The sequence below is a fragment of the Serratia sp. CoH_122_TC_1 genome (genome assembly GCF_058191755.1).
In genome coordinates, this window is record NZ_JBXWLA010000038.1 from 1 (window position 1) to 7,019 (window position 7,019).

Genomic DNA, 7,019 nt, shown 5'->3' on the forward strand with positions numbered 1-7,019 from the left:
TTCTCCTGGGCTTCAGCCCCCTTCACGAAGATGATCCAGTGCGTTTTATCGCTCTTGCCGGTGCGCTGCCAGATAGCCGGTTTCTCATCTGTGAGGGCGATGATCTGGCTAACCGGTATCTGGGTTTCGTTCCATTTGAAGATCAGAACGCCGTGTGGCCGCAACACGCGGAAAGCCTCAGCGAATCCTGCGCGCAGTTCATCGCGCCATGTTTCACGGTCAAGCTTCCCGTATTTCTTACCCTGCCAGCCATTTGGCCCGACGCGCTCCAGATGGGGCGGATCGAACACGACAACCGGGAAGGTGCAATCGGCAAACGGTAACGCGGTGAAATCGGCGATCAGGTCTGGGGATATCACCAGCTTCCGACCGTCGCAAAGTGTGAGGCTCTCGCTGCGCTTATCGTTGAATACGGCCCGTTCATCCTGCTTATCGAACCAGAACATGCGGGAGCCGCAGCACATGTCGAGAATGCTTTTGCCGTCGAGGCTCAGTTCATTTGCTGGCATCACTACCTCCCACACGCTTAAACTCGATCACCCATACCCAGGGATTGGTCAGCCAGTTTTCGACGCCGTAGATTGACTGCCAGAGGTAGGCAAAGGCGTCTGTTGCATCTGGTTGTGGATTGGCGCATCCACATGGCTCCGGCTCGCCGCAATTGAGGCAGCCACCGTCACTAATACCTTCAGCCCTGGCGTCCTCTTCGCTGATATTGTTCAGCCGCTCAACACGCACAGCGGTGATTTCCAGCAGGATGCGGCAGGCTGCATGGGGCATGTGAATTGACGGTTTCCAGCAAGACCGCTCGCCGTGTCCGTCGTCATCACCCCAGGTAAATTCACCGTCTGCGGCATAAATGGCGTGACCTGAGTAGTAACCATTGCCGAAAGGCATTTCATGAATGGCCGTTGCTGGTCGATCTGGCACCCAATCAATAATCTGCTCGCTCTCGTCAAAGTCGTGGCTGACAACGCCCCACGTCTCCCGCACCCACAGCCGATCGCCTACCTGGCCGAATGGGCACAACCCATACATGGGCGCATCCATGACGTGCGTATAAATCCCGTCTTTGGTTTTGGTTTGCTTTTGCAGCGGAATGCAATTATCAGCACCTACATTGGCGATAACACGCCGCGTCTGCGTCTTGCGGCCGTCGAGAATGGTGCGAACCATCTCACCGTTGAAAATCACTGGGCGCTCTTTCATTTGGCCTCCCGCAGCTCGGTGGCGAACAATTCCAGGTCATAAATCTGGTTTTGGACTGCTTCCTGAGTAGCGCCATATGCATGGGTGTCTGGATGCATTTCAGCGAGCGCTCGTTCCTTTCTGCTTATGAGGTTTTCAATGACTGCAACTGCTCCCCGCGCTTCGATAGCGGCAAGGGCGGCGTCAGTGACTGGGGTGGTTAGCGCACCGGCGGCGATTGAAACCAGCGTATCGAAATCACACACGATGGTTTCGCCGTCGATTGGTTCAGCCAGTGAAATTGCAATTAATGACTTCTTCAGCGCCGCATTCTCCACAGCCAGCGCATCGGCTCGTTTCTGCTGCGCATCGCGATCAGCCTTTACCGATTCCAGTTCAGAAAACAACGTTGCATAGTCGCCGTGTGCCACGTAGCCGCCCTCCGGGGTTTCACGCATGTAAGCGAGTTCATGGGAAATGCTCAGCGAAAAGTCAGGGTTAAATCGCTTGATCATCGATGGCCTCCTGGGCTGGGTTCTGTTGCCGGTACTCGTTGAGGATTTTGTTTATTTCCTCTCTGGTTCCCGGCGTGAGAAGTAGAACGTCGCCCTCTTCGCGGAGCATTGGCGAGGCGTCATAGAGCAGCTCGCATAATCTGCGTGCGCGGGTGGCGCTGAATAGGGGAGTGATAAAGGACTTGGTGACCTTCTTCTTGCCTGCTTTCTTTGCCTTTGCGACGTCACCGGCAAGCACTTTTCCCGCTGCTTCGCCGTGCTCTTTCACACGGTCTACAGCGGCGTCAACGGCAACAGAACCCTCTCTAACAAGCGTTTGGACGTCATGATTGGCCTGGCTGAATGCCAGTAACTTATCGACCGTTGAGCGACTCTTGCCGACCAGGGCGGCAATCTCGTCCGGCGACAGATTAAAACCTGCCAGCTCCCTTACTACCTGCGATTGCTCGTATGGGGTGAGGGCTAACTGGCTGTTGCTGTTCATGATGCGGGCTATGCGCTCGACATCACTGCCAGTGAAAGGAAGAATGGCTATCCACTCGACGGGCTTACCAGTGTCACGACAGCGTGAATAGGCGCGGTGGCGTCGGTGTCCCTCTACAATCCACACACCACCATCATCGCGGGGTCTAACTTCCAGTGGCGGAACCGGCTTACCGTGCGAGAGGTGATTAAATAAATCATCGTCTGCCGCCTGAGTGCGCTCATCATCTACGCGCTTATTGAAGCCATCCTGAACGTGAATATCGTCCAGCCTGATGAACATGCCCGAGTCGGTGCGCTTGAGCGTGCCGTTGTTCTTCATCTGCTTAAATGAGTTTGCCATTGGTTACTCCGGCACTATGTCCATCAAGTGAGTGTCTCAGTCGAACCATCGCCAGATACCACAACGACGGGCTTTTAAGTGATTTGGCTGCCCGTGCTGCAAACTGGGCGGTTCTGAACTGACAGTTTCTGCCTGGACTTACCATGCCGGCCTCCGCTGCATTGTGTGCAGGCGGCGGCGCAATGTTTTTATTTCGCTGCGAATGGTGTAGTAGCTGGCGCAGGTGTCGGCGCAGACGAGGATCCTAACGGGCTTATATCTGCCGTCTTCGTAGCGCTGAATGCTTACTCCCTTTTTCTCAACGTCGCGCGTTTTACCGTAGTGCTCACAGCATTTTGTGGTGGTTTGCATAACATGTCCTCTCAAAGAAAATTACATGGATAAAGGCACTGCCTGAGTTGATGCACGCGCTCGGTTTCCCTACGGTTCCAGCACTCTGGAGCAGGGCAGTGGCCTTTATTGATGTAAAAAAGAGCCCCGGCTAGCGGGGCAAACTGGAAGTGAGGCGGAGTGTTGTGGTGTCAGGAGTTGAACCTGTGGTGGGGAGGAAGCCCACCTATCACCGGATAGCCACAACGGGGAAAACACTGATTTAATGCTCTCCGCGTTGTGCGCCGGTATTACCCGGCGATGTAGACGCAGCCTGCAATGGTAGTGGCCCATAGAAACAGGCCGATAACGACGCTGTATGTCAGCGCCTTCCATCCGTTTAAGCTCATGGTTTCCTCGGTGCGCCCTGTAGGGCGCGGTGGGTGTTAGGCGTTGATATATTCGACGCTGTCAATGTGGATGTAGCGCAAGGCTAGCTGCATCACGTAACCTTTCTCCGGGCACCACCACCAACCCTGCATTGCGCCGTAGTGTTTCGGCAAAAACTCGACGCTTGCCAAATCTGCTTCGCGAATAGCGCCGCCGGTCGTTGTGATTCTCACCTTCATCGTGTAACCCTCTGCTGTGTTAGACGGCACACTGGTGCTTTTTGCTGAAGATGCGCTGAGCCTGAATTGCTTTACCCGCGCTTGGAGTGCGGTAGAAAACGTCACGGCATTTGTTGCAAAACAAAACCTTCATGCCATGACCATCTACGCCCCAGCCAACGTGCTCGTTTATCGCTTTCATCGTGTTACCCCTCAGTGGTCTTATGCCTGCCGCCCGTACTGGCAGCGGCAGGGTAAATCCACTCTTCATTTTTAGGCTGATTGATGCGTTAACAGGTCGCCAATCTGAACTGCGTGATGCTTATCGCCACCTTTCCCTCACTCCGTCGCCGGGGGAACTTGGCCCCTTACTGCTGATGCAGTTGGCCGGTATCTGCGGTCGTCCCGTTTATTCACTACATGATCCTGCCCTCCTGTTGTTCGCCTATTCCAATGGGCTAGGCTCCCAGCGTTTCATACCCAACACATCAGCACCTGGTCACCGTCACAGCCGGATCGCGGCTGGTCTTCGTTGTGCGCCAGAATTACCAGTGAGTCCGGTAGTTCATCCGACTTTCTGAATTGTTAAAGAGCGAACCCGGTGTTCTGGGGTGACGTTGTTGCTGTCGATGGATGTAATTTATGCGTATGACGCAAATGCGTCAAGCGCATTAAACGATAAATATTTGCAGTTATGCGCATATTCTTGAATTGTTTAGTTAAATAATTTTGCGTGGTTTTATGCGGGGGATTTTTGGGCACAAAAAAACCGGCCTAAGCCGGTTTGATTAGATAGGTTGGTTTACCAAGTGGAGGATGACCAGAAAACCCTTCCAAGAACAACAAGTTGCTCTCTTCTTTGTTGATAAGTAAGGTTCTCGTCTTTAAACTCTTCTCGGTTCATAGAACGGATAACAACGCCGCCATCTGGTTGTTCTATTAGGTATTTAACGCGAAGAAGGTCGCCATGACGGATCCCGTAAGCTTTTCCATCTCTGATTCTGGTGTCATCTGTATTAATACCAACAACATCCCCATCAGATAGGCGGGGTTCCATACTGTTGCCGATGACACGGACGAGCTTGGCTGCAGCAATGGATACGCCTAGTTTATGGAGGTAATATCGCCTAAAAATTAGCGCAAACTCTTCTTTTTCAATGATTTCAACACTACCGCTTCCTGCGGAAAATTGAACGTCGATCAGTGGTATTTCCACAAACTCCTCGCTGTCTTGCGAACCGTCTTCCCACACCTTGGCTTTAAGCCTGGTCGGTTGAGCGTCTGAATCTGCAGATAAGTTTTCAAAAGGTAGATCGGGCTTAAATAGGTCGCTGACAGGGCACTCAAAGAAATCAGCAATCTTTCTAATCATCTCATCGCTGTAACCCTGCTTAGCCCGTTCAAGGCGTGAAATGTTCCCGACATCGCTATCAACAGCATTCGCGAGGTCAGCAATGTTTAGCCCCTTCTTAACGCGAAGGTGCCGGATATTACGACCTACAGTAGGGTCGATTTCTTTAGGTAGCTTCTTTTCGGTTTCCATGTCGCGATTTTTTCACTTATGTGCGTCGCACGCAAAGCGTCTTGCGCAAATTTAAAATGCGCATTAATATGCGTGTAGCGCAATTAAAAGGGGCCGCTATGCAAACACCACTTAGGAATATGCGTGTAAAGAAAGAACTCAAGATCACTGATGTAGCCAATGCGGTCAGTTGTGACCCTGGATACCTCAGCCGAGTGGAACGAGGGGTTCATACGGCCTCGCCCGAGTTAGCAGAAAGGCTATCCCGGTTTTACCACGGTGAAATCACTGAGCTTCAGATTCTTTACCCAAAACGCTATGAGCGTGCTGGTGATAACCAGCCGCAAATTGTTCAACCATCACTGTAAGACAACGGAAATTGTAAATGGAATCAATCGCAACAAGTCGCAATTCAGTACGTATCAACTGCAAACCTGAGTTGCTGGAGAGCTTCTTTCACAAAGAGGCAATTTTGCGCGGTAACAAGCCGCTGGCACTCGATATGGGTATTCATCCATCAGGGCTGAGCCGGGAGAAGGTAAGGCTGGTGGGTTTGGCCTGCCGCTTGATTTCCCAGCTTGGCCTGCCAGCAGGCTGCGTTACTCCAGCAGGGTGCGAGCAAAACGTGGTGCTTACCGGAGAGGTGGCAAAAAAGCTGATCTCAATGCTGGAAGGCATCCGGGAACCAAAAACGGAATAGGGGGCTTTATGGCCTGGGACACTTTTGTTTACGACAACATCAAGCGGCAGCTGGTGGCTGAAGGGTTCAGCGAGGCAGTCGCTCAGGGGGGGCAAATCATGGATCTGATCACTATCGCCGTATGTCGCAGGCGAGCCGCAAGGGGATGGCATTCGACGACTGTCTCACCCGTGCCAGGCAGTTTGCGCTTGCGAGTTGTACGAAGGAAGAAAAGCCAGAGAAGGCGGGTAGGAAAGCAAAAAGCCGAGCAGTTGCAGCTGCGCGGCCATCACTTTTCTAAGAACTAATTCTAAGAGGCGAATTCATTATGGCAAACGTAGCGATCTGTGGCAACAGCCTGAAAATGAGCAGCCGTGAAATTGCCGAGCTTACTGGCAAACAGCACGGTCACGTCATGCGCGATATTGAAGCCATGTTTGAGCAGCTTGGCGAAATCGCTGAGGGGTATATCCAGCTTTGGGTACACCCCCAGAACGGCCAGCATTACCGGGAATATGCTCTCGATAGGGAGCACACCGAATGTTTGGTAACTGGTTACAGCGCGAGCCTGCGCATGAAAGTCATTAAGCGACTGCATGAATTAGAAAGTACGCAGTATCCGGCATTGCCGCAGACCCTCCCAGAAGCTTTGCGGTTGGCTGCTGACATTGCAGAGCAAAAAGCGCAGTTGGAGCAGAAGGTTCAGGCTGATGCACCAAAAGTGGCTTTTGTTAATCAATATATTGAAACAGCCGGTTCCAAAAGCCTCCGTGCTACCGCGAAGGTTTTGAACATGCCGGAAAAGGCGATGATCGACGCTCTTATCCGCGACAAGGTTCTGTTCCGTCAGTCTGGGAATCTGTTGCCGTATGCCAGCCATCATCACTCAGGAAACTTCACCGTCAAAACCGGCACCGCCGAGCAGTCTGGTCACGCCTTTACGCAGACCAGGGTAACGCCACGCGGTATTCAGTGGATCGCTGAGCGCTACGCATCCGAACTGATGGCGAGTTAACCATGAGCCAATCCGTCCCATTAAACCGGAAATACCTTGATGACCACGGTAAGCGCGTGACCGTCATTCGCTGGGATCGGGCTGAGCAACAGGTGATTTTTATGCGAGAGGGCTACCCGTATGAATGCATGCAGCCACTTGAGCGATTTAAAGAGAAATTTAAGCGAGTCGAAGTATGAGCATGAACCTGATGGCGCAGGCTATGAGCATCAAAGTGGGTAACCCACTGCGCAAGCTGGTGCTGATCAAGATAGCCGACAACGCTAACGACAAGGGCGAGTGCTGGCCTTCCTATCAGCATGTCGCTGACCACTGCGAGTGCAGCAAAAGCGCTGTGAGGGCGCACATTGAGGCGTT

General features: G+C 52.6%; 13 protein-coding genes. 5 read left to right on the forward strand and 8 right to left on the reverse strand.

Going from position 1 to position 7,019, the window contains the following annotated elements; all coding sequences use genetic code 11:
* The 8 genes from AC2FC2_RS26490 to AC2FC2_RS26525 all read right to left on the reverse strand — a co-directional run.
* A partial coding sequence (locus AC2FC2_RS26490; protein ID WP_490660162.1) for a class I SAM-dependent methyltransferase occupies window positions 1–509 on the reverse strand: 509 nt, incomplete at its 3' end.
* Complete coding sequence (locus tag AC2FC2_RS26495) at window positions 496–1,209, reverse strand: ASCH domain-containing protein (protein ID WP_490660163.1); 714 nt, start codon at window positions 1,207–1,209, stop codon at window positions 496–498. The genes AC2FC2_RS26490 and AC2FC2_RS26495, both read right to left, overlap by 14 nt.
* Window positions 1,206–1,703 carry a hypothetical protein gene (locus AC2FC2_RS26500; protein WP_490660164.1) on the reverse strand — a complete coding sequence of 166 codons (498 nt, stop codon included), beginning with the start codon at window positions 1,701–1,703 and terminating at the stop codon, window positions 1,206–1,208. The genes AC2FC2_RS26495 and AC2FC2_RS26500 overlap by 4 nt, the downstream gene beginning before the upstream one ends.
* Entirely contained in the window at window positions 1,687–2,529 is an 843-nt protein-coding gene (locus AC2FC2_RS26505) for a ParB/RepB/Spo0J family partition protein (protein ID WP_490660165.1), read from the reverse strand. Before AC2FC2_RS26505 ends, AC2FC2_RS26500 begins: the two co-directional genes overlap by 17 nt.
* A 138-nt stretch (window positions 2,530–2,667) precedes the next feature.
* Window positions 2,668–2,880 carry a hypothetical protein gene (locus AC2FC2_RS26510; RefSeq protein WP_490660166.1) on the reverse strand — a complete coding sequence of 71 codons (213 nt, stop codon included), beginning with the start codon at window positions 2,878–2,880 and terminating at the stop codon, window positions 2,668–2,670.
* A gap of 404 nt (window positions 2,881–3,284) precedes the next feature.
* A complete protein-coding gene (locus AC2FC2_RS26515) occupies window positions 3,285–3,467 on the reverse strand; it encodes a hypothetical protein (RefSeq protein ID WP_490660167.1) in 183 nt (60 codons plus the stop codon).
* Between the two features lie 19 nt (window positions 3,468–3,486).
* Window positions 3,487–3,648, reverse strand: coding sequence for a hypothetical protein (locus AC2FC2_RS26520; RefSeq protein WP_490660168.1), 162 nt, complete (start codon window positions 3,646–3,648; stop codon window positions 3,487–3,489).
* Window positions 3,649–4,248: 600 nt separating this feature from the next.
* Entirely contained in the window at window positions 4,249–4,989 is a 741-nt protein-coding gene (locus AC2FC2_RS26525) for an XRE family transcriptional regulator (protein ID WP_234531018.1), read from the reverse strand.
* A gap of 98 nt (window positions 4,990–5,087) precedes the next feature.
* Here AC2FC2_RS26525 and AC2FC2_RS26530 point away from each other — a divergent pair, with 98 nt between their 5' ends.
* From AC2FC2_RS26530 to AC2FC2_RS26550, 5 genes are all read left to right on the forward strand, one after another.
* A complete protein-coding gene (locus AC2FC2_RS26530) occupies window positions 5,088–5,336 on the forward strand; it encodes a helix-turn-helix domain-containing protein (protein ID WP_234531019.1) in 249 nt (82 codons plus the stop codon).
* 17 nt (window positions 5,337–5,353) lie between these two features.
* Window positions 5,354–5,668 (forward strand): hypothetical protein, encoded by a 315-nt coding sequence (locus AC2FC2_RS26535; protein ID WP_234530822.1) that lies wholly within the window; start codon window positions 5,354–5,356, stop codon window positions 5,666–5,668.
* A 343-nt stretch (window positions 5,669–6,011) separates the two neighbouring features.
* A complete protein-coding gene (locus AC2FC2_RS26540; RefSeq protein WP_490660169.1) occupies window positions 6,012–6,662 on the forward strand; it encodes a phage antirepressor KilAC domain-containing protein in 651 nt (216 codons plus the stop codon).
* 2 nt (window positions 6,663–6,664) lie between these two features.
* Window positions 6,665–6,841: a DUF4222 domain-containing protein gene (locus AC2FC2_RS26545; protein ID WP_084797444.1), complete on the forward strand. Its 177-nt coding sequence runs from the start codon at window positions 6,665–6,667 to the stop codon at window positions 6,839–6,841.
* Window positions 6,838–7,019 (forward strand): helix-turn-helix domain-containing protein (locus AC2FC2_RS26550; protein ID WP_490660170.1); only part of this gene is annotated, 182 nt, incomplete at its 3' end. The genes AC2FC2_RS26545 and AC2FC2_RS26550, both read left to right, overlap by 4 nt.

Coding starts and splice junctions, on each gene's coding strand:
- AC2FC2_RS26495 (WP_490660163.1), bottom strand. CDS start 1,209: ATGAAAGAGCGCCCAGTGATTTTCAACGGTGAGATGGTTCGCACCATT.
- AC2FC2_RS26500 (WP_490660164.1), bottom strand. CDS start 1,703: ATGATCAAGCGATTTAACCCTGACTTTTCGCTGAGCATTTCCCATGAA.
- AC2FC2_RS26505 (WP_490660165.1), bottom strand. CDS start 2,529: ATGGCAAACTCATTTAAGCAGATGAAGAACAACGGCACGCTCAAGCGC.
- AC2FC2_RS26510 (WP_490660166.1), bottom strand. CDS start 2,880: ATGCAAACCACCACAAAATGCTGTGAGCACTACGGTAAAACGCGCGAC.
- AC2FC2_RS26515 (WP_490660167.1), bottom strand. CDS start 3,467: ATGAAGGTGAGAATCACAACGACCGGCGGCGCTATTCGCGAAGCAGAT.
- AC2FC2_RS26520 (WP_490660168.1), bottom strand. CDS start 3,648: ATGAAAGCGATAAACGAGCACGTTGGCTGGGGCGTAGATGGTCATGGC.
- AC2FC2_RS26525 (WP_234531018.1), bottom strand. CDS start 4,989: ATGGAAACCGAAAAGAAGCTACCTAAAGAAATCGACCCTACTGTAGGT.
- AC2FC2_RS26530 (WP_234531019.1), top strand. CDS start 5,088: ATGCAAACACCACTTAGGAATATGCGTGTAAAGAAAGAACTCAAGATC.
- AC2FC2_RS26535 (WP_234530822.1), top strand. CDS start 5,354: ATGGAATCAATCGCAACAAGTCGCAATTCAGTACGTATCAACTGCAAA.
- AC2FC2_RS26540 (WP_490660169.1), top strand. CDS start 6,012: ATGAGCAGCCGTGAAATTGCCGAGCTTACTGGCAAACAGCACGGTCAC.
- AC2FC2_RS26545 (WP_084797444.1), top strand. CDS start 6,665: ATGAGCCAATCCGTCCCATTAAACCGGAAATACCTTGATGACCACGGT.